The 19,556-nt window shown below is 72.5% G+C and carries 18 protein-coding genes, 1 other RNA gene and 2 pseudogenes; 16 read left to right on the top strand and 5 right to left on the bottom strand.

Going from position 1 to position 19,556, the window contains the following annotated elements; translation table 11 throughout:
- Positions 1-179 precede the first annotated feature (179 nt).
- The 4 genes and pseudogenes from ACWC24_RS31950 (at position 180) to ACWC24_RS31935 (ending at position 3,637) form a co-directional block, all read left to right on the top strand.
- The gene (locus ACWC24_RS31950) at positions 180-1,043 is read left to right on the top strand and encodes a Nif3-like dinuclear metal center hexameric protein (protein WP_450666379.1); all 864 of its coding nucleotides are present in this window, start codon (positions 180-182) and stop codon (positions 1,041-1,043) included.
- Positions 1,040-1,783 carry a zinc ribbon domain-containing protein gene (locus ACWC24_RS31945; RefSeq protein ID WP_450666407.1) on the top strand — a complete coding sequence of 248 codons (744 nt, stop codon included), beginning with the start codon at positions 1,040-1,042 and terminating at the stop codon, positions 1,781-1,783. The genes ACWC24_RS31950 and ACWC24_RS31945 overlap by 4 nt, the downstream gene beginning before the upstream one ends.
- Before the next feature lie 12 nt (positions 1,784-1,795).
- A pseudogene (locus tag ACWC24_RS31940) lies at positions 1,796-2,176 on the top strand (reverse transcriptase-like protein); the annotation flags it as partial.
- A gap of 270 nt (positions 2,177-2,446) precedes the next feature.
- On the top strand, positions 2,447-3,637 hold the full coding sequence (locus tag ACWC24_RS31935) for a bifunctional RNase H/acid phosphatase (protein ID WP_450666406.1): 1,191 nt from the start codon (positions 2,447-2,449) through the stop codon (positions 3,635-3,637).
- On the opposite strand, the gene eda is transcribed toward ACWC24_RS31935, so the two are convergent.
- Positions 3,612-4,325, bottom strand: a complete 714-nt coding sequence (gene eda, locus ACWC24_RS31930) for a bifunctional 4-hydroxy-2-oxoglutarate aldolase/2-dehydro-3-deoxy-phosphogluconate aldolase (RefSeq protein ID WP_450666378.1) — start codon at positions 4,323-4,325, stop codon at positions 3,612-3,614. The two genes, ACWC24_RS31935 and eda, sit on opposite strands and share 26 nt — an antisense overlap.
- A gap of 93 nt (positions 4,326-4,418) precedes the next feature.
- Complete coding sequence (gene yaaA / locus ACWC24_RS31925; RefSeq protein WP_450666377.1) at positions 4,419-5,219, bottom strand: peroxide stress protein YaaA; 801 nt, start codon at positions 5,217-5,219, stop codon at positions 4,419-4,421.
- 167 nt (positions 5,220-5,386) lie between these two features.
- On the opposite strand from yaaA, the gene ACWC24_RS31920 reads away from it, so the two are divergent.
- A complete protein-coding gene (locus ACWC24_RS31920) occupies positions 5,387-6,829 on the top strand; it encodes an RNB domain-containing ribonuclease (protein WP_450666376.1) in 1,443 nt (480 codons plus the stop codon).
- A gap of 106 nt (positions 6,830-6,935) precedes the next feature.
- Here ACWC24_RS31920 and ACWC24_RS31915 read toward each other — a convergent pair whose 3' ends face one another.
- Positions 6,936-8,507 carry an FAD-dependent monooxygenase gene (locus ACWC24_RS31915; RefSeq protein ID WP_450666375.1) on the bottom strand — a complete coding sequence of 524 codons (1,572 nt, stop codon included), beginning with the start codon at positions 8,505-8,507 and terminating at the stop codon, positions 6,936-6,938.
- A gap of 88 nt (positions 8,508-8,595) precedes the next feature.
- Between ACWC24_RS31915 and ACWC24_RS31910 the strand changes: the two genes are divergently transcribed.
- The 4 genes and pseudogenes from ACWC24_RS31910 (at position 8,596) to rnpB (ending at position 11,622) form a co-directional block, all read left to right on the top strand.
- Entirely contained in the window at positions 8,596-9,270 is a 675-nt protein-coding gene (locus tag ACWC24_RS31910; RefSeq protein ID WP_450666374.1) for a TetR/AcrR family transcriptional regulator, read from the top strand.
- Between the two features lie 159 nt (positions 9,271-9,429).
- Positions 9,430-10,293, top strand: coding sequence for an AraC family transcriptional regulator (locus ACWC24_RS31905; RefSeq protein WP_450666373.1), 864 nt, complete (start codon positions 9,430-9,432; stop codon positions 10,291-10,293).
- Positions 10,294-10,312: 19 nt separating this feature from the next.
- Positions 10,313-11,092: pseudogene (locus ACWC24_RS31900) on the top strand (DMT family transporter); the annotation flags it as partial.
- Positions 11,093-11,207: 115 nt separating this feature from the next.
- Positions 11,208-11,622, top strand: an RNA gene (gene rnpB / locus ACWC24_RS31895) — RNase P RNA component class A.
- Positions 11,623-11,739: 117 nt separating this feature from the next.
- Here the strand turns inward: rnpB and ACWC24_RS31890 are convergent.
- Positions 11,740-12,411 carry a DUF4142 domain-containing protein gene (locus ACWC24_RS31890; RefSeq protein WP_450666372.1) on the bottom strand — a complete coding sequence of 224 codons (672 nt, stop codon included), beginning with the start codon at positions 12,409-12,411 and terminating at the stop codon, positions 11,740-11,742.
- Between the two features lie 559 nt (positions 12,412-12,970).
- On the opposite strand from ACWC24_RS31890, the gene ACWC24_RS31885 reads away from it, so the two are divergent.
- Together ACWC24_RS31885 and ACWC24_RS31880 are read left to right on the top strand one after the other, a co-directional pair.
- Entirely contained in the window at positions 12,971-13,879 is a 909-nt protein-coding gene (locus ACWC24_RS31885; protein WP_450666371.1) for a hypothetical protein, read from the top strand.
- Between the two features lie 123 nt (positions 13,880-14,002).
- Positions 14,003-14,353, top strand: coding sequence for a hypothetical protein (locus ACWC24_RS31880; protein WP_450666370.1), 351 nt, complete (start codon positions 14,003-14,005; stop codon positions 14,351-14,353).
- Between the two features lie 70 nt (positions 14,354-14,423).
- Here ACWC24_RS31880 and ACWC24_RS31875 read toward each other — a convergent pair whose 3' ends face one another.
- Positions 14,424-14,852 carry an organic hydroperoxide resistance protein gene (locus ACWC24_RS31875; protein ID WP_450666369.1) on the bottom strand — a complete coding sequence of 143 codons (429 nt, stop codon included), beginning with the start codon at positions 14,850-14,852 and terminating at the stop codon, positions 14,424-14,426.
- Positions 14,853-15,463: 611 nt separating this feature from the next.
- On the opposite strand from ACWC24_RS31875, the gene ACWC24_RS31870 reads away from it, so the two are divergent.
- The 5 genes from ACWC24_RS31870 to ACWC24_RS31850 are packed head-to-tail and all read left to right on the top strand — an operon-like array spanning position 15,464 to position 19,347.
- On the top strand, positions 15,464-16,642 hold the full coding sequence (locus tag ACWC24_RS31870) for an ATP-binding protein (RefSeq protein ID WP_450666368.1): 1,179 nt from the start codon (positions 15,464-15,466) through the stop codon (positions 16,640-16,642).
- The gene (locus ACWC24_RS31865) at positions 16,639-17,040 is read left to right on the top strand and encodes a roadblock/LC7 domain-containing protein (RefSeq protein WP_162468613.1); all 402 of its coding nucleotides are present in this window, start codon (positions 16,639-16,641) and stop codon (positions 17,038-17,040) included. The genes ACWC24_RS31870 and ACWC24_RS31865 overlap by 4 nt, the downstream gene beginning before the upstream one ends.
- Positions 17,037-17,414: a DUF742 domain-containing protein gene (locus ACWC24_RS31860; protein WP_450666367.1), complete on the top strand. Its 378-nt coding sequence runs from the start codon at positions 17,037-17,039 to the stop codon at positions 17,412-17,414. The genes ACWC24_RS31865 and ACWC24_RS31860 overlap by 4 nt, the downstream gene beginning before the upstream one ends.
- Positions 17,389-17,982 carry a GTP-binding protein gene (locus ACWC24_RS31855; RefSeq protein WP_450666366.1) on the top strand — a complete coding sequence of 198 codons (594 nt, stop codon included), beginning with the start codon at positions 17,389-17,391 and terminating at the stop codon, positions 17,980-17,982. The genes ACWC24_RS31860 and ACWC24_RS31855 overlap by 26 nt, the downstream gene beginning before the upstream one ends.
- 9 nt (positions 17,983-17,991) lie before the next feature.
- Positions 17,992-19,347, top strand: coding sequence for a cytochrome P450 (locus ACWC24_RS31850; RefSeq protein WP_450666365.1), 1,356 nt, complete (start codon positions 17,992-17,994; stop codon positions 19,345-19,347).
- The last annotated feature ends 209 nt before the right edge of the window (positions 19,348-19,556 follow it).

Raw genomic sequence — 19,556 nt, 5'->3', positions numbered from 1 at the left:
ACCGCCGGGCGGTCGCTTCACACATAAGTGTGGTGCAGAAGCGATTCAGCTGAGGGGGTCGCGACCGATGTGCTGACCGGCGACGGTCCCGGCCGCCTCGCCCCGAGCCGGTAAGGCCGAGCGGAACGGCCGCCCCGAGCCGGTACGGCCGGGCAGAACGGCCAGGTAGCCTTGCTCCCGTGCCCCGTCTGTCTGAAGTCATCGCCGCGCTGGAGAACCTGTGGCCCGCCGAGCGGGCCGAGTCCTGGGACGCGGTCGGCACCGTCGTGGGAGACCCCGATCAGGAGGTCGCCCGGGTCCTGTTCGCCGTCGACCCGGTCCAGGAGATCGTCGACGAGGCGGTGAAGCTGGGCGCGGACCTGCTGGTCACCCACCACCCGCTGTACCTGCGCGGTACGACGACGGTCGCGGCCTCCACCTTCAAGGGCCGCGTGGTGCACACGCTGATCAAGAACGACATCGCGCTGCACGTCGCCCACACCAACGCCGACACGGCCGACCCGGGCGTCAGCGACGCGCTCGCCGGAGCGCTCGACCTGCGGGTGGTGCGTCCGCTCGTACCGGATCCCGGTGACCCGGAGGGCCGCCGCGGCCTGGGCCGGGTCTGCGAGCTGGACCACCCGCTGCCGCTGCGCGAGTTCGCCGCCCGCGCCGCCGAACGGCTGCCCGCCACCGCGCAGGGCATCCGGGTCGCGGGCGACCCCGAGCAGGTCGTCCGCACCGTCGCGGTCAGCGGCGGTTCCGGCGACAGCCTCTTCGGCCAGGTGCGCGCGGCGGGCGTCGACGCGTTCCTCACCGCCGACCTGCGCCACCACCCGGCGTCCGAGTTCCTGGCGGGCACCGCCCACAGTCCTCTCGCGCTGCTCGACGCGGCGCACTGGGCCACCGAGTGGCCCTGGTGCGAGCTGGCGGCCGCCCAGCTCGACGAGATCTCCGACCGGCACGGATGGGACCTGCGGGTCCACGTCTCGAAGACGGTCACCGACCCCTGGACCGCCCACGCGGCGTCCACCACGACGAACACCCCTGGAGCCCCCAACTGAACGCCGCGCCCGCCGACCAGATCCGACTTCTCGACGTCCAGGCCCTCGACGTCCGCCTCCAGCAGCTCGCGCACAAGCGGCGGTCGCTGCCCGAGCACGCCGAGATCGAGTCGCTGACCAAGGACCTCACGCAGCTGCGCGACCTGCTGGTGGCCGCGCAGACCGAGGAGAGCGACTGCGCCCGCGAGCAGACCAAGGCCGAGCAGGACGTGGACCAGGTCCGCCAGCGCGCCGCCCGCGACCAGCAGCGTCTCGACTCGGGCGCCGTCACCTCCCCCAAGGACCTGGAGAACCTCCAGAAGGAGATCGTCTCCCTCGCCAAGCGCCAGGGCGACCTCGAGGACGTCGTCCTGGAGGTCATGGAGCGCCGCGAGTCCGCGCAGGAGCGGGTGGCCGAGCTGACCGAGCGGGTCGGCTCCGTCCAGTCGAAGATCGACGACGCCACGGGCCGCCGGGACGCGGCCTTCGAGGAGATCGACGGCGAGGCCGCCACGGTCACCAAGGAGCGCGAGGTCGTCGCCGCCTCCGTCCCCGCCGACCTGCTCAAGCTCTACGACAAGCTGAGCCGGCAGCAGGGCGGCATCGGTGCGGCCAAGCTGTACCAGCGCACCTGCCAGGGCTGCCGCCAGGAGCTGTCGATCACCGACTTCAACGCGGTCCGCGCGGCCGCCCCGGACCAGGTCGTCCGCTGCGAGAACTGCGGTCGCATCCTGGTGCGTACGTCCGACTCCGGCCTGTAAGGGGCCTTGGGCGTGCGGGAGTTCATCGTCGAGGCCGACGGCGGTTCCCGGGGCAACCCGGGGCCCGCGGGCTACGGTTCCGTGGTGATCGACGCGGCGACGGGGGAGACCCTCGCCGAGCGGGCGGAGTTCATCGGCGTCGCCACGAACAACGTGGCCGAGTACCGGGGTCTGGTGGCCGGGCTGCGCGCCGCCCATGAACTCGACCCGGCCGCCGAGGTCCACGTCCGGATGGACTCCAAGCTCGTCGTCGAGCAGATGTCGGGCCGCTGGAAGATCAAGCACCCCGACATGAGGCCGCTCGCGGCCGAGGCCGCGCGGGTCTTCCCGTCGGACCAGGTCACCTACGAGTGGATCCCCCGCGAGCGCAACAAGCACGCCGACCGGCTGGCGAACGAGGCGATGGACGCCGGCAAGCGCGGCGAGCAGTGGTCCGCGTCGGCGTCCACCGCCGACCTGGACACCCGTGCGTCGAGGTCGGCGGCCGCCGCGTCCGCGGCCCCCGAGCCCGTGGGCCCGCCAGGCGACGCCGCCGCGGGCGCCGCGAGGGCACGGGCGGCCCTGGCGGCCCGTCGGCCCACCGCCGACACGGCCGCCCGTGCGACCGACACCGGTATTGACGCCGACGCGGCCGATGCAGGTACCGACGCCGACGCGGCTGCCATGCCTGCGGAGCCCGTCGGCCCCGCCGCACCCGATGCCGCGCCCACCGTGGCGACCGGTACGTCCGCCGCCGAGCCTGGCGCCGCACCCGGTGCGACTGCCGCCGGAGCCGGTGTGTCCGCCGCCGGTGCGCCCGCCGAGCCCGTCGGCCCCGCCGCGCCCGCCGCGCCCGCCGTGACCGCCGTGACCGGCACGCCTGCCGCAGGTCCCGGTGCGTCTGCCGCCACCGGTGCGCCCGCCCGGCCCGTCGGCCCCGCCGCTCGTCCTGGTGCGCCTAGCGCCGCACCCGGTGCGACTGCCGCCGGGGCCGGTGTGTCCGCCGCCGGTGCGCCCGCCGAGCCCGCCGAGCCCGTCGGCCCCGCCGCGCCCGCCGTGACCGGCACGCCTGCCGCAGGTCCCGGTGCGTCTGCCGCCACCGGTGCGCCCGCCCGGCCCGTCGGCCCCGCCGCCCGTGCCACCACCGCGCCCGCCGTCGGTCCTGCCGTGGATGTCCGGGCCGTCAAAGCCGCCGCCGATGTCCGGGCCGCCCGGGCCGTGCCCGCGGCCGGGTGGGCCCCCGCCGACATGGGCGTGCCGGCGACCTTCGTGCTGCTGCGGCACGGGGAGACGCCGCTCACCCCGCAGAAGCGGTTCTCCGGGAGCGGCGGCACCGACCCCTCGCTCTCCGGTGCCGGACGGGAGCAGGCCGAGCGGGTCGCGGCCGCGCTGGCGCGGCGCGGCACCATCCAGGCGATCGTCGCCTCCCCGCTCACCCGCACCCGGGAGACCGCCGCGGTCGTGGCCGCCCGCCTGGGCCTCGACGTGACGATCGACGACGGGCTGCGGGAGACCGACTTCGGCGCCTGGGAGGGGCTCACCTTCGGCGAGGTCCGCGAGCGCCACCCGCAGGACCTGGACGCCTGGCTCGCCGACCCCGAGGCCGCGCCCAGCGGCGGCGGCGAGAGCTTCGCGGCCACCGCCGCCCGGATCGCCGTCACCCGTGACCGGCTGGTCGCCGCCCACGCGGGCCGTACGGTGCTGCTGGTCAGCCATGTGACCCCGATCAAGACGCTGCTGCGGCTCGCCCTGGGCGCCCCGCCCGAGTCCCTGTTCCGGATGGAGCTGTCGGCCGCCTCCCTGTCGGCGGTGGCGTACTACGCGGACGGCAACGCCAGCGTGCGCCTCTTCAACGACACGTCCCACCTGCGCTGAGCGCCGCCGCCTCGCGGGCCAGCCGCTCGACCCGGTCCCAGTCGCGGGCCGCCAGCGCCTCCGCCGGGACCATCCAACTGCCGCCCACGCAGCCCACGTTGGGCAGCGCCAGGTACTCCGGGGCCGACTCGGGCCCGATCCCGCCGGTCGGGCAGAACCGGGCCTGCGGCAGCGGACCGGCCAGCGACCTCAGATAGTCCGTGCCGCCCGCGGCCTGCGCCGGGAAGAACTTCATCTCCCGCACCCCGCGCTCCAGCAGCGCCACGACCTCCGACGCGGTCGACACCCCCGGCAGGAAGGGCACGCCGGAGGTCCGCATCGCCGCCAGCAGTACGTCCGTCCAGCCGGGGCTGACCAGGAAGCCCGCCCCGGCCGCGGTGCACGCCGACACCTGCTCCGGCGTGATCACCGTGCCCGCGCCGACCACCGCGTCCGGCACCGCGCCCGCGATCGCGCGGATCGCGTCCAGGGCGGCCGGGGTCCGCAGGGTCACCTCGATCGCGGGCAGCCCGCCCGCGACCAGGGCCCGCGCCAGCGGTACGGCGTCGGCGGCGTCCTGGAGCACCACCACCGGCAGCACGGGTACGAGACCCAGCACCGAGGCGGGCGCCGGTACCTGCACCGGTACCGGTACCTGCGCCGGTACCGGTACCGAGGCAGCCGAAGAGGAGGACAGCGGTGAGGACATGGCCTCATCCTGCCCGCGCCGCACACCCTGCGCAAAGAGCGTTGCGCATGCTGCAACGCAACGCCTTCGCGTGACTCGCGTGACTCGCGTGACTCAGTGGATCTCCGTCACCACCACGTCCAGCGCCCACGGCCGCCCGGCCCTCGCGGGCGGCTGCGCCTCCACCACGTACCCGAGGTCGCGCAGCGCCTCCACCAGCGTGGCCGGGTCCTTCGGCGCGATCCCCCCGGTCAGCAGGGCGCGTACGATCCGCCCCTTGGTCGCCTTGTTGAAGTGGCTGACCACCGACCGCTTCTCCACCCCGTCCACCGTCTGGGAGTGCAGCACGCGCACGGTGGCGGTCCGCCCGGCGACCTCGCCCTGCGGCTTCCACGCCGTCGTGTACGCCGACGACCGCAGGTCCAGCACCAGCCCGTCCCCGGCAGCCTCGGGCAGCACCGACGCCATCGGCGTACGCCAGTACGCGCCCAGCGCGCCGAGTCCGGGCAGCTTCACGCCCATGGAGCAGCGGTAGGAGGGGATCCGGTCCGTCACCCGGACCGCGCCCCACAGCCCGGAGAAGACCAGCAGGGACCGCGCGGCCCGTCGCTTCGCCGCCGCGTCGAGGGAGGACAGGCCGAGGGCGTCGTAGAGGACACCCGTGTAGACCTCCCCGGCCGGCCGTGCGCCCGCCGTCCGCAGGTGCGCGTTCTTCGCGACCTCGCCGCGCAGGCCCTCGCTCAGCCCGAGCACCTCGCGCGCCTTGTCCTCGTCGCCCGCGCACAGCTCGACCAGTTCGCCGAGCACGGCCTCGCGGGCGGCGGCGAGCCCCGGCAGAGACAGCGACTCCGGCTTCAGCGGGGCACCGCGACCGGAAGCGGCCTTGCCTTCGGACGGGGGCAGCAGGACAAGCACACGTACTCCTTCGGTAGAGCTCGGCGCCAGCGTACGGCGTTCGGGTGAGCGGCCGGGACGGCGTAGGGCGCCGGGTCGCGGAGGGCGGGGGCAGGGGAGGCGGAGGGGCAGTGCGGCCGGGCGGATGTCCGGATGCCGCCCCCCTGCCCCCGCCCTACGCTCGCTGTATGCCCCGCCGCCCCATCCGCGTGCCCGGCGCCCCCGAAGCCCCGCTGCGGACCGCCCTCACCGCGCTGCGTGCCAGGCTCGGCACGCCCGGAAGCTTCCCGCCCGCGGTCCTGGCCGAGGCGGACCGGGCGGCGGCGGCCCCCGTGCCGCCCGGCGTCGACGCCACCGACATCCCCTTCTTCACCGTCGACCCGCCCGGCTCCGCCGACCTCGACCAGGCGCTGCACCTGTCCCGGACGGCCACCGGCTACCGCGTCCGGTACGCCGTCGCCGACGTCGCCTGCTTCGTCGTACCGGGCGGAGCGCTGGACGCGGAGGCCCGGCGGCGGGTGACCACGCTGTACTTCCCGGACGAGCGCGTCCCGCTGCACCCGCCGTCGCTCGGCGAGGACGCCGCGAGCCTGCTCCCGGGCGGGGTGCGCCCGGCCGTGCTGTGGACGATCGACCTCGACGCGGACGGCCGCAAGCTCGTCGCCGACGTGCGCCGGGCCCTCGTGCGCAGCCGGGCCGCACTCGACTACGCGGGCGCGCAGCGGCGGATCGACGCGGGCACCGCCGAGGAGCCCCTCGCGCTGCTGGAGACCGTCGGACGGCTGCGCGCACGACTGGAGGCCGAACGCGGCGGGATCTCGCTCGACGTGCCCGAGCAGGAGATCGTCCGGCACGACCACACCTACGAGCCGACCTACCGGGCCCCGCTCCCCACCGAGACCTGGAACGCCCAGATCTCCCTGCTCACCGGCATGACGGCGGCCGACCTGATGCTGATGTACGGCACCGGCGTACTGCGCACCCTGCCCGCCGCGCCCGACGGCGAGGTGGGCCGGCTGCGCCGTACCGCGCACGCCCTGCGCATCGCGTGGCCGCACCATGTCTCGTACGCGGCGCTCATCCGCTCCCTCGACCCGCACCTGCCGCGGCACGCGGCCTTCCTCCAGGAGTGCACGGCCCTGCTGCGCGGCGCCGGCTACACGGTGTTCCGGGACGGCGACCTCCCCGCCGTCGCCACCCACGCGGCCGTCGCCGCGCCCTACGCCCACTGCACGGCCCCGCTGCGCCGGCTCGCCGACCGGTACGCCTCGGAGCTCTGCCTCGCGGCCGGCGCGGGCCAGGCCCCGCCCGAGTGGGTGCTCGCCGCCCTGGACGCGCTGCCCGCGCGGATGCGGGACGGCAGCCGGCGCGCGGCCGAGGTGGAGCGCGCCTGTGTCGACATCGTCGAGGCGATGGTGCTCGCCGACCGGGTCGGGGACGTCTTCGACGGCTGTGTGGTGGACGTCGAGGAGCACCGGCCGGCCGTGGGGACCGTCCGGCTGGCGGACCCGGCGGTGGCCGGGCGGATCGAGGACGAGCGGGGCGAGCCCCTGCCGCTGGGGGAGCCGCTGCGGGTCCGCCTCACCCACGCCGACCCGCTCGCCCCGGACGTACGCTTCACCCCGGCCTGACGGCCGTCGCCCCCGGACGGCCGCCTCCCGACGGTCGCCCCCTGACAGCCCCCGCGCCGCCCGCCCCCGTGCCCCGGCGCGCCCCGGTCCGGAGGCGGAGGGCCGATCAGGCGACGGCGGAGGGCTCGCCGAACCACCTGGTGAGCGCGTCGGCGAGGCCGTCCCCGTCGGCCGTGCCGCCGTCCGCCGCCCAGGCGACGTACCCGTCCGGACGCACCAGCAGCCCCGCGAGGTCGGGCCGGCCGGCGCAGCCGACGGTGACGACGTCGACCCGGTCGCCGTGGCCGTCGGCGCGTGCCCGCAGCTTGGGGTCGTCGGCGAGGTCGAGGAGCAGCGCCCGCCCGCCGTGCAGGCGGTCCGCGAGCCGGCCGCCGCCGGCGAGTTCCAGGTCGGGGGCGCTGTGCCCGACCAGCGGATGACCGCCGGGCAGGTCGTAGCGCTGCCAGACGCCGGAGATCTTCTTGACCAGGTGGGTGGTGCCGTCGACCGTCCCCGCGAGGTCGGTGACCACCGCGTGCAGGGCGCGCGCGTGCGACTCGGGGCGCATCAGCGCGATCTGGGCCCGCGTCCAGTCGAGCACCCAGGCGCCGATCGGATGCCGTTCGGCGGTGTAGGAGTCCAGCAGGTCCGCCGGGGCCCACCCGCGCACCACCGCGGCGAGCTTCCAGCCGAGGTTCATCGCGTCCCCGATGCCGAGGTTCAGCCCCTGCCCGCCGAACGGCGAGTGCACGTGCGCCGCGTCGCCCGCGAGCAGCACCCGGCCCGCGCGGTAGCTGCTCGCCTGACGGCAGTTGTCGGTGAAGCGGGTCGCCGTGCGCACCCCGGTCACCGTGACGTCGACGCCGGACACATGGCGCACGCTGTCCTGGAGCTCCTCGGCGGTGACGGGCGCGTCGCGGTCCACGGGCGGCCCGTCGAACCGGACGGCGAGGACGCGGCCGGGCATCGGGCCATGGGCGTAGGTGCCGGTGGCCGTGGTGTTCCAGCCGCTGCCGAGCCCCTCGGCGCCGGTCATCGTGACCATGGCCTGATAGCCGGTGATCTCCGGGGCGGTGCCGGGGAAGTCGAACCCGGCGAGCTTGCGCACGGTGCTGCGGCCGCCGTCGCAGCCGACCAGCCAGCCCGCCCGGACCGTCCCGGGTGCCGTCCCGTCGACGGGAGCCAGACGTATCGTCACCCCGTCGTCGTCGGTGTCGAAACCGGTCAGCTCGACGCCCCGGCGCAGCTCGGCCCCGAGGCCGTCCGCGTGCCCGGCGAGCAGCCGTTCCAGGGCCGCCTGCGGAACGAAGCCGACGTCACCGGCCGGCCCGAGGTCCGCGAAGGCCGGGTCGGAGTCGTCGAGCAGGTCGCCGCGCAGCATGATCCCGGCGAAGTGCCCGGCGAACTTCGGCGGCGGCGAGGCGTTCTCGTCGCCACCGCGCTGCCGCATGAACTCCCGGAAGCCGCTCATCGCCCGCTCCTGCACCTCGGTCAGGGCGGGCAGCAGGCCCCGTCGGTCCAGCGCCACGGAGGTGGGGATGTTGATCGCGCCCGCCTTGATCGTCTCGTCGACCTCCGTCAGCCGTTCGACGATCAGCACCCGTGCTCCGCCGAGCGCCAGCTCACAGCCCAGCATCAGCCCGGCGGGCCCCGCCCCGTTCACCACCACGTCGTAATCGCTCATGACCGCCTCGCTCATGTCCGCCTCCCGGCCGCGTAAGTGTGTCCGTGCCTCGTTCACCCCTTCACTGTAGTCACTAAAACTTTGTATTCGCTACACTCTTCGTGTGACGACTGAGCCTGAGCCTGTGGAAGAGAACGAGGGCGCGCGCGGCGGGGCCGAGCCGTCCCTGCGCGAGCGCAAGAAGCGGGCCACCCGGCAGCGGATCTCGGACCTCGCCACCGCGCTCTTCGTGGAGCGCGGCTTCGACCAGGTGACCGTCGCCGAGATCGCCCGCGCCGCCGACGTCTCCGCCATGACCGTCTTCAACCACTTCCCGCGCAAGGAGGACCTCTTCCTCGACCGCATCCCCGAGGCCGTGGAGATGTTCGCCGAGGCCGTACGACGACGCGGCCCCGGCGAGAGCCCCCTTGCCGCGCTGCGCCGCCTGGTGCTGGCCCTCCTCGACCGGCACCACCCGCTGTCCGCCGTCGGCGACCGGTACCCCGCCTTCTGGCGGATCGTCGTGGACTCGCCCGCGCTGCGCGCCCGGGCCCGGGAAGGCGTGGAGGAGGTGGAGCAGGCGCTGGCGGCGGCGCTGGCCGAGACCGCCCCGGAACTGGCCGACCCCCGCCTCGTCGCGGCCCTGACCGTCGCCGCCTACCGGACGGTCTACCTCGCCTCCGCGACCCGATTGCTCGCGGGCGAGCGCGCGGCCGACCTCGCCGACGACCACCGGGCCCGGGTGGACGCCGCCTTCGACGCGCTGGAGCGAGCGGTCGCGGGCCTCCGGGACGGCTGACACCGGGCGCGCCGCGACGCCACGCCCGGCGCCGCCGAACCGCACCCCCCTCGACGGCCCCGAAACCGTGCTCCTGGACCGGCATGGATCCGCCCCGCGCGGACGTTGCACCATCCGCAGGGCGGTCGAGGGATCGCCGGGGGACAGGTGTGGGCAGCCATGGGGGTGCCGCAGGACGGAAGAAGGGGGTGCCGGGTGGCCGAGGAAGCGCTGTGGACACGGACGCGACTGGGCCGCGGCGGGCCGGCCCTGGACCTCCTGACCGCCTCCTTCGACAAGCACGTCTACGCCCCGCACGCGCACGAGGAGTTCACCGTCGGCGTCTGCGTCGGCGGCTCCGAGATCATCGACTACCGCGGCGGCCACATCCGCAACGGACCGGGCGCGATCGTCGTCCTGGCCCCGGGCGAGATGCACACCGGCGGCCCCGCCAACAGCACCGACGGCTACGCCTACCGGGCCCTGTACGCGCTGCCGCCCCTGCTCACCGACGGCGTCCTCGGCACCGGTCTGCCGCACTTCCGCGACCCCGTCCTCGACGACCCCGAACTGGCCGCGGCCCTGCGCCTGGCCCACACCGAGCTCAGCACCTGCCCCGACCCGCTGGAGACCGAGTCCCGGCTGCCCTGGCTGCTCACCGCCCTGGCCCGGCGCCACTCCACCGCCCGCGCGGCCGACGACACCGTCCCCGGCGCCGCGCAGGTCGCGCACCTCGTGCGCGACCGCCTGGCCGACGAACTCCTCGCCCCGCCCTCCCTCGCCGACCTCGCCGCCGCCCTGGGCCTGTCCCGCTACCAGCTCCTACGGGCCTTCCGTACGGCGATGGGGGTGCCGCCGTACGCCTGGCTCGCCCAGTACCGGGTGGCCCGCGCCCGCGGCCTGCTGGAGTCCGGGCTGCGCCCGGCCGAGGTCGCCCCGCTCGTCGGCTTCGCCGACCAGGCGCACCTCACCCGGTGGTTCCGCCGGGTGCTGGGGGTCACTCCGGCGGCGTACCGCAACAGCGTTCAAGACAGTCGGTGCTGACCGGGCCGACACTCGGCGCATGACTGCACGCGGCTGGTTCCTGTTCTCCCTGATGGGAGTGGTCTGGGGCATCCCCTATCTGTTGATCAAGGTGGCGGTGGAGGACCTGTCCCCGGCCACCGTGGTGTTCGCGCGCTGTGCGCTCGGCGCGCTGCTCCTGCTGCCCTTCGCGATCCGGCAGGGCGGTCTGATCCGTACCGTCCGGGCGAACTGGGCGCCCATGCTGGCCTTCGCGTGCATCGAGATCATGGGCCCCTGGTTCACGCTGACGGACGCCGAACGGCACCTGTCGAGCTCCACCGCCGGACTGCTGATCGCGGGCGTCCCGATCGTCGGCGTCCTGGCGGCCCGCTTCTTCGGCGACGCGGAGGTCCTGGGCGTACGCCGGATCGCCGGTCTCGTCCTCGGTCTGGCCGGCGTCGGCGTGCTCACCGTCCCGCACCTGACGGGCGGCGACGCCCGCTCCCTCGTCGAGGTGCTGCTCACGGTGATCGGCTACGCCACCGCCCCCCTGATAGCCGCCCGCCGTCTGAAGGACATCCCCACCCTCCAGCTCATCACCCCCTGCCTGACCCTGACCGCCCTGGTCTACGCCCCCGCCGCCGTGGCCGGCCGGCCCGCCGCGATGCCCTCGGCCGAGGTCCTGGCCGCCCTGGCCGGCCTGGGCGTGATCTGCACGGCCGTGGCCTTCGTCGCCTTCCTGGAACTGATCAGGGAGGTCGGCCCGACCCGGTCGACGGTCATCACCTACGTCAACCCGGCGGTCGCGGTGGCGGCGGGCGCGGCCTTCCTGGACGAGCGCCTCACGGCCGGAGTCCTGGCCGCCTTCCTGCTGATCCTGGCGGGCTCGGTGCTGGCGACGGCGGCGGGACCGAAGAGGGACCGGCGCCCGGTAGCATGGTCCACACGGCAGACGAGCCGGGCGGACGGCCGCGTGGAGTCCCCTTAGGGGCTTCCCGAGGAACGTCCGGGCTCCACAGGGCAGGGTGATGGCTAACGGCCACCCGGGGTGACCCGCGGGACAGTGCCACAGAGAACAGACCGCCGGGGACCTCGGTCCCCGGTAAGGGTGAAACGGTGGTGTAAGAGACCACCAGTGCCCAGGGCGACCTGGGCAGCTAGGTAAACCCCACCCGGAGCAAGGTCAAAAGGAAACGCCTTTCGGGATATGAAAGGCGCTTCTGCGCGGACGTTCGAGGGCTGCCCGCCCGAGTCCGCGGGTAGACCGCACGAGGCCGGCGGCAACGTCGGCCCTAGATGGATGGCCGTCTCCCCGGCCGCCGCGAGGCGACCGGGTGACAGAACCCGGCGTACAGCCCGACTCGTCTGCCGCTTCGCTTTTCCACAGGCCGGAGCCTGTCAGCCGGTCCGGCGGCCGGGCGTGCCCGGCGAGCCTCTCCGGTACGGCGGTGGACTCACCGTCCGGAGAGGCGTCAGGTCAGGTCCTCACCTCACCGTCGGACTCGGCGAGGCCGTGCTGTTCGCCGACGGAGTGAGGACGACCTGTGGCTGCCCCGCGACCGCGGGCGGTGGGGTCAGGTCCTGGGCCGGAAGGCCGGGCGAGGTGGTTTCCTGCGCGAGGGCCTGGCCGAAGTCGACCAGACCGGTCTTCTCCATGACCGTGATGTGATCCAGGACGGTGTCGTCGGCCTGGTCGGCAAGCGTGCGGATCAGCGAGTTCCTCGTGAGGGTGCGGACACTCGCGATCGTGGTGAGGAGCTGGCCGTTCGTCGCGCGCACCGTGGTGGCCATGTCGGTGTCGAACTGCTTGCCGCTTTCCCCGTCCAATCGGGTCTCGAAGTTCTGCTGCAGCGGCGAAGGCTGGTTGGGCAGCGTGATGCCCAGCTGTTCGGCGACACTGCGGCAGGCGGCGTCCAACGAGGCATCCGTGTCGACCAGATGCTTCCCGGCGCTCCGGACCGCCTTCGTCGTCCCCTTCCTCGACGCCTTCTGGCCGACGGCGTACTCCCACAGTCCGGCCGAGCGCACTTGGACCACGAAATCCCGGTCGGCTTCCGTCAGGGGTCCGGTCGCCGGTGTGGCGACCACCCGTTCAGGTGCGTTGCTGACCTTCTGGACTCCGAGCATGGCGGGGTAGAGGAGGGAAGTGAGGGTCATGCCGAGCGCACCACCCACAAAGAGGGTTCCCGCCGCCTTCCGTGATACGAGCACCGTGTCTCCTGATCCGGTTCTTCGGATCCCGCACACACAGACATACGGAGGCGAGGAGTCCGTAGAACCTTTTGGGCTCGCAATGGGTTCGTAAAGCGATGGGTGATCGGCGGCGCGAAGAAGGGCCGTTCGGCCCTACCGGCGGGCCAGGGAAGGGACGGTCGGCCCTATCGGGGGCGGGTGTCCCACGGCCCATCATGGAGCGGCAGCCAGGAAGGGCCAGGTCCATTCCCGCACTTCTGGTCCTTTCCGGCTCGCCGACGACACCGACTGCCGGGGAGGCCGGCGTACCCAGGTGCGGCGGTGTGCGCCGCGAAGATCCGCCGCGGCCCCCGTTGCACGGCCCGGAGTTCGCTGACGACCACGCGGCCGCGAGGCGTGGTGGGGTACCGCGGATGGACGTGGGCGCCCAGTCCGGTCTCGATCTCGGCGTGAGCGGCTCCGACCGACGGCCCAAAAGCCTGATACGGGCAGGTAGTTCCTCCCGAACAGGTAGGTTCCTGTCATGGCCACAGGCAAAGAGACGGAAGACCCGGAGTCGCGCTTCTCCATGGTGCTGCTGAGCGCGGCGAAGCTTCCGGGCGTGCGCATCCGCCGGGAGGCGTACCTCCGGAAGGCGCTGGCTCGCTACTGCTCGGAGGACGAGATCCGCGTAGCGATCGAAGAGACCCCGGCGGCAGCGGGTATCCCTCTCGAAGTCCTGGACAAAGCGGCCGGTGAATCCATCAACTACGAAACCGCGAAGGTGAGCGCTCTTTCCGCGGCTGCCGGAATACCTGGCCTGCTCTTCCTTCCCGCCACGGTGCCCGCCGATGTGGCACAGTACTTCGGCCACATGCTGCGAATCTCGCAGAAGCTCGCCTACCTCTACAGCTGGCCCGATCTGTTCGCCGACGACGGCGATGACCTCGATGACGCGACCATGGGGGTGCTCACGCTCTTCCTGGGTGTCATGTTCGGCACCCAATCGGCGAACGCCGCCGTGGGGAAGGTCGCGGGGTTGATGTCGGAGCAGGTCGTCAAGAAGCTCCCTCAGAAGGCGCTCACCAAGGGTGTCATCTACCCCATGGTGAAGAAGGTCGCGGGTTACCTCGGCGTCAAGATGACGAAGCAGACCTTCGCCAGGAGCGTCTCGAAGGCCGTTCCCATAGTCGGCGCCGTCGTTTCCGGCGGACTCACCCTCGCGACCTACCTCCCCATGGCCAAGAAGCTCAAGAAGCACCTGTCCAGCCTGGAGTTGACGAAGCCGGCGCACCGAGTGGTGAAGGTGGAAGTCGTGGAAGTCCACAAGCCGTCCGCCACCGACTACACCGAGCAGCCTGACGACGACGGCACCACCTCGAACCAGGGCGTGTCCCTCCCTGCGCACCGATCGGCCCGACGCATCCCGCCCAGGCCTGCCGTGACACGGTGACGACCGGTCCGGCGGCCTCGGACCGAGAGCCTGCGATCGGGCGAGGCCGGCCCGGAACGCGGTGAACCGGTGACGAGCGTCGGCGGACCGGTTCCCTTTCGGCCACGGATCGGGGAAGAAGACGTGGAGGCAAGGACCTACAGGGGGTTCAACGCCAAGGTGACGTTGTACGACGACCGGGTCGAGATCAAGCGGGCGCTCACTGCCCGTATCGGTGGCGCCAAAGGCTGTGTGGTCGTTCTCGCGGACCTCGTCCGGCCCCTGGCCGAGCCGCCGACCCGACTGGTCAACGGGTACGTCTTCCTGGCGACGGACGCCGATCCGGCGCATCTGGAGTACTGGGCGAACGCCCCGAAGACGAAGATCGGCGGGCAACGGCAGGCCATCCTGTTCACCTGGTTCCAGCGCCAGGCCCAAGAGGACTTCCTCGCCGCCCTGACCGAAGCCTGGCGGTCGGCGCGTCCGTCGGGCTGACACGGGGGCGGGCGGCGCGCGCCGGGATCGGTCGCGCGCCGCCCGCCCTGGTGGTGCGGTCTGCGTCGGGTCAGCCGATCTGGAGGCTCACCTCGATGCCCTCCCGCGTCATGCGGGAGTACGGACAGATCTCGTGCGCCTTGTCCAGGAGCTTCTGCGCGACGGCGGGCTCGATGCCGGGCAGGTGCGCCGTCAGGTCGGCGACGATGCCGAACCCGTCGTCGTTCTTGCCGATGGCGACGCGGGCGGTGACGCTGGAGCCCGTGATGTCGACCTTCTCGATGTCGGCCACGATGGCGAGGGACGCGTGGAAGCAGGCGCTGTAGGTGGCGGCGAAGAGCTGCTCGGGGTTGGTCCCGCGGCCGGCCCCGCCGAGCTCCTTGGGCTGGCTCACGGTGACGTCGAGCTTGCCGTCGTCGGATGACACACGGCCCTCACGGCCGCTCTCCGCGGTGACGACGCCGGTGTAGAACAGGGCGTCGGTGTGCTGGATGGGCATGACGTGCCTTTCGGTTTCCGTCGGTTGCGGGTCGGTGACGCGTGGTGCTGTCGGCCGCGAGCAGTCGGCCGCGGTCCTCCGGGCCCGTTCCGGGAGCGGGCGTGAGGACCGGCGGCGCGTCGGCCGATGTGCGGATGGTGCAGCGGGTGCGGATGCCGACCTCCGGCTCGCTGTCGAACTCCAGTACGAACAGCTGGCCGTCGACATGCCCCGGAGGGATTTCCCCGCCCCGGTCGTAACGTACGTCAGGACGGCCCGACTGGGCGGCGTTGCGACGGAGTTCGAGGAATTCGGCCAGATGTGTGCCATCGGGTGCCGTCCGCCCGGTTCGAGTCGGCCGGTGGTGGCCGCCCGCTCCAAGGGGGGACGTTTCTCGGTAAGTCGACATGTAACCGACCGTCAATTCGGGCGTCAATCGCACATATTGACGTTCAGTCATGTGTTCGCACGGTGATACGATCACCACGCTTGCGGGTCGGGCGGATGGGCGCAGGACGGCATCCCCGGCTTCGGGGACGGCCCGGGCGGAAACCCCGATGCGGGCGGTCCGCCGACTCGCCCGCGTGGACGGGATTTCAGCAGTCGGCCGTCAGTCGCCTGAAGAGAGTCTTATGACGGAATACATACAGAACCCAGTGCTCTGGGCTCTGCTCGTCGTCATCCTTGTCGCAATTGCCTTGATTGTTCGGCAGCGTCGGGCAATTCATGCCTTACGGCAGGAGATGGACGGGCTGAGGGCCCATTACTCCGAACTGGAGAATCAATACTCCCAATCCGTCCAGGCGGCTCAGGAACAGGCCGAGGAAGCCACCAAGACGGTGCTGAAGTCCGCCATGCGGACACTTCAGGGCCTCGCCGCCGAGCAGCAGCTGGTGGTCTCCCGGCTCCAGAACAAGTACGGCGAGTCGGTCATTCTCCAGGATCTGCTCGAGATCGACCACACCAACTCGCAGTTCGGCCGGCGCGCCCAGTCCATCGCCGTGCTGTGCGAGGGCTGGCTCGGACGGCAGCGTGACATCGCCTCCGTCTACGACGTGGTGCGCAGCGCCCAGGGGCGAATCCGGCATTACCGCCGCGTCGAAATTCTGTCACAGGTGGATTTCGGCATCACCAGCCGGGCCGTCGAACCGGTGGCACTCGCGCTCGCCGAACTCCTCGACAACGCGACCAGCTATTCCAGCCCGGACACCGTCGTCGAAATCAATATCCGCACCGTGCCCAAGGGTATCTGCATCGTCGTCGACGACGCCGGTGTCGGAATGAACGACGAGGAGCGCGCCAAGGCGGAGCGGCTGCTGTCCAGCGACCGGGTCACCGGCGTCTCCGGACTCGGCAATCCGCCCCAGTTCGGCTTCGCCGTGATCGGCGTGCTGGCCGAGCGCTTCGGCTTCGAGGTGTCCGTGGACTCCTCGTCCCCCTACGGCGGCGTCCGCGCGGTGGTCCTCCTGCCGCACGACCTGCTCACCGGCATGCCCGAGCGCAAGGCGCCGGCCGCCCCCAGGGCGACGCCCAAAACGGCCGCCGAGGCCGTGCCGGGCGGACCCGAGCCCACTCTGGCCGCCTCCTCGACCTCCGACGGACTGCCGAAGCGCCGCCGCAAGCGGCCGATGGCCATCGTGCCGGGCAGCGCGTCCGTCACCCGCGCCCCGTCGCGCTCCGGCGCGGAGACCGCCGCGATCATGGGGGCCTTCCAGCGCGGTACGCAGTCGGGCCGGGCGACGCCGACGGATCCCGCGGAACAGACGAGCAGCACCCGTGGTGCTGACAGTGAAGGGCATGAGTTCTCGTGAATGACGACCTGTCATGGATGCTCGACAGCGCCCTGGAGATTCCCGGGGCCCTGCACGCGGTCCTGATCTCCGCCGACGGGCTGCTGATGGCCCGTACGAAGGACTTCGAGAGGGACAACGCCGACCGGGTCGCCGCCGCGATGAGCGGTGTGCAGTCGCTCAGCCGGTCGCTCGCCTTCTTCTGTGACGGCGAGACGCTCCAGTGGCGGCAGACGCTCGTGGAGTTCGACGGCGGCTGGGTCTTCCTGATCTCCGCCGGCGAGGGCGCCTACCTCGGGGTGTCCGCCTCTCCCGACGTCGACATGCAGGACATCAGCTTCCGTATGCAGCAGCTCGTCGGCCAGCTCGGCAAGGCGCTCACCACGCCGCCGCGCGAGAACCTCGGCGCCCGCTCATGAGCTACGGCGACGAACTGGACTCGGGGAACGCGGAGTTAGTACGCCCGTACGTCATCACCAAGGGCCGCGGTCTGCCCGACGAGGAGCAGCTCTCGCTGATCACCCTCGTCACGGCGGCCGACGACGACCAGCGGCGCCCCACCCGGCTGTCGCCCGAGGAGCAGAACCTGCTGGACCTGTGCGGGGCCGGCTACCTCTCGGTCGCGGAGATCGCCGGGCACACCAGGCTGCCGCTGGGCGTGGTGAAGATCCTGCTGTCCTCCCTCACCGAGAGCGGCCATCTCGTCACCCGTCCCCCGGTGGCGCGGGCCGCTCTCGCCGACCGGCAGATCCTGGAGGAGGTGCTGAATGGGCTCAGGGCCAAGTTTGGATGAGCGGGACTACGTCCGCGGCGGAGCGACCCAGACCGCGGTGAAGATCCTGGTCGTCGGCCACTTCGCGGTGGGCAAGACCACGTTCATCGGGGCGATCTCCGAGATCGCCCCGCTGTCCACCGAGGAGACGATGACCCGGGCCGCCGAGGGGGTGGACGACCTCAAGGGCGTGGAGGGCAAGACCACCACGACGGTCGCCATGGACTTCGGCCGCCTGACCATCAGCGACCAGGTCGTGCTGTACCTGTTCGGCACGCCCGGACAGCAGCGCTTCGTGCAGATGTGGGAGGACATGGCCCGCGGTGCCCTGGGCGCGCTGGTCCTGGTCGACCCCGAACGGCTGGCGGACTCGTTCGCCGTGATCGACCTGATCGAGCAGTACGGACTCGACTACGCCATCGCCGTCAACCGCTTCGACGGCTCGCCGCTGCGCGAGGAGCAGGCGCTGCGCGAGGCGCTCGACCTGCTCGACGACACCCCCGTCGTCACCTGCGACGCGCGCGACGAGCGGTCCTCGGCCCAGGCGCTGATCACCCTCGTCCGCCACTTGCAGGAACGTGCCCACTAGGAGCAAGAGATGGACTCCCAGTCCCCTTCCCCGGTGCCCCCGCCCGGGTGCCCGGCGCACAACTCCGGCGGCCGAGTGCCGCTGCACGGAGCGGAGTTCGCGGCCAATCCGCAGGCGTACTACGACTACCTGCGCCACTACGGTCCGACCGCCCCCGTGGAACTCGCCCCCGGAGTGGAGGCCAGGCTCGTCACGGACTACGCGACGGCGCTGCAACTGCTCCAGGACTCCGGCTCGTTCCGCAAGGACGCCCGGCGCTGGCGCGACTTCAACGAAGGCAGGATCGCGCCGGACAGCCCGGTCGCGCCCCTGCTGGCCTACCGCCCCAACTGCATGTTCAGCGACGGCGCCGAGCACCTGAGGCTGCGCCAGGCGGTCACGGACAGCATGGCCCGGGTCGACTCGCGCAAGCTGGGCCAGAGCACCGAGCGGATCTCCGACTACCTCATCTCCCAGTTCGTCGGCCGTGGTTCGGCCGACCTTCTGGGCGACTACGCCAAGCAGTTGCCGCTGTTCGTGTTCAACGAACTCTTCGGCTGCCCCGCGGACATCGGCGACCGCGTCCTGTTCGGCATCTCCGGCATGTTCGACGGCGTCAACGCCGAGAAAGCCGTCGGGGTGCTGTTCCAGGCGGTGGGCGAACTGGTGGCACTGAAGCGGAGCAGGCCCGGTGACGACGTCACCTCCTGGCTGATGAAGCACCCGGCCGCCCTCACCGACGAGGAGATGGTCCACCAGCTGGCCCTGCTCCTGGGCGCGGGCGCCGAACCCCTGCGCAACCTCATCGCCAACACCCTGCACCGGGTGCTCACCGACGACCGGTACGCGTTCAAGGGAGGTCTGATCGAGGAGGCCCTCGACGACACCCTGTGGGAGAACCCGCCCATGTCGAACTACGCGCCGCACTACCCGGCGTCCGACATGGAGTTCGCGGGACAACAGGTGCGGGCGGGTGATCTGATCATGGTCAGTTTCGCCGCGGCCAACACCGGTCCGGCGCTGTCGGCCGCGCGCCAGGCGGGCAGCAACCGGGCCCATCTGGCCTGGAGCGCGGGCCCGCACGCCTGCCCGTCCAAGGACCCCGCCCGGCACATCACCGTGTCGGCGGTGGAGAACCTGCTCAACCAGCTCCCGGACATCGAACTCGCGGTTCCCGCAGACAGCCTGACGTGGCGTCCGGGACCCTTCCACCGGGCGCTGGCCGCCCTGCCCGCCCGCTTCACCCCCGCTCAGCCGGTGCGCCGGCCGGGCGCGGCCGCCGCGGCGCAGGCACCCGCGCCGGCCGGGGGACCCGTCGAGGAGCGGGGCCGCAAGCCCGAACGGTCGGGCATGTGGAGCTCGTTCCTGACCTGGCTGACAAGGTGATTTACGCGACATCCGCGCACTTCACAGGATCGCATGAAGCTTGAACCGCTCGGGTAGTGAGCAACGCGGCATGACGTGTCGGTCACGAGTCGAAGGAGGTGTCGTGGAGAACGTATCCACTGATGCCGCTCACCGCTCCACCACGTTGCTCCATCCCCTCATACCGGAGCCCCGCTCCGCGCACCACACCGAGATACCCGCCCCGGCCG

The organism is Streptomyces sp. NPDC001443 (genome assembly GCF_053597355.1).
Note: the sequence above shows the minus strand (reverse complement) of the source record. Positions and strands in the feature narration are given on the sequence as shown.